The sequence below is a fragment of the Amycolatopsis sp. CFH S0740 genome, assembly GCF_004522315.1.
GTDB lineage: Bacteria > Actinomycetota > Actinomycetes > Mycobacteriales > Pseudonocardiaceae > Amycolatopsis > Amycolatopsis nivea.
In genome coordinates this window covers 1-394 of sequence record NZ_SDLS01000083.1, presented here as the reverse complement: position 1 = coordinate 394, position 394 = coordinate 1, and the positions used below count along the sequence as shown (strand labels likewise).

Annotated in this window: 1 protein-coding gene; it reads right to left on the bottom strand. The window is 68.5% G+C overall.

The features are described from left to right. Positions 1 to 394: AMP-binding protein (locus tag EIZ45_RS45845; protein ID WP_134736134.1), on the bottom strand; the 394-nt coding region annotated here is incomplete at both ends.

The following is a 394-nucleotide window of genomic DNA, read 5'->3' as shown; positions in this document are numbered from 1 at the left end:
GCGGAGTTCTCGGGTGTCGATGGGGTGGGTGGTGGTGAGGTAGGTGGTGAGTTGGGGGTTGTGGGGGTTGTCGGTTCGGAGGGTGGTGTGGGTGGTGGTGATGTGGGGGTGGGTGGTGAGGGCGGTGTCGATTTCGGTGGGGTCGATGCGGTGTCCGCGGAGTTTGGTTTGGGTGTCGGTGCGGCCGTGGAAGTGGAGGTGGCCGTGGTGGTCTTGGTGGACGAGGTCGCCGGTGCGGTACATGCGGGTGCCGGGTGGGCCGTAGGGGTTGGCGGTGAAGCGGGTGGCGGTGAGTGCGGGTTGGTTGTGGTAGCCGCGGGCGAGTTGGGGGCCGGCGAGGTGGAGTTCTCCGGTGGTGCCGGGCGGGACCGGCTGCAGAAACCCGTCCAGCACG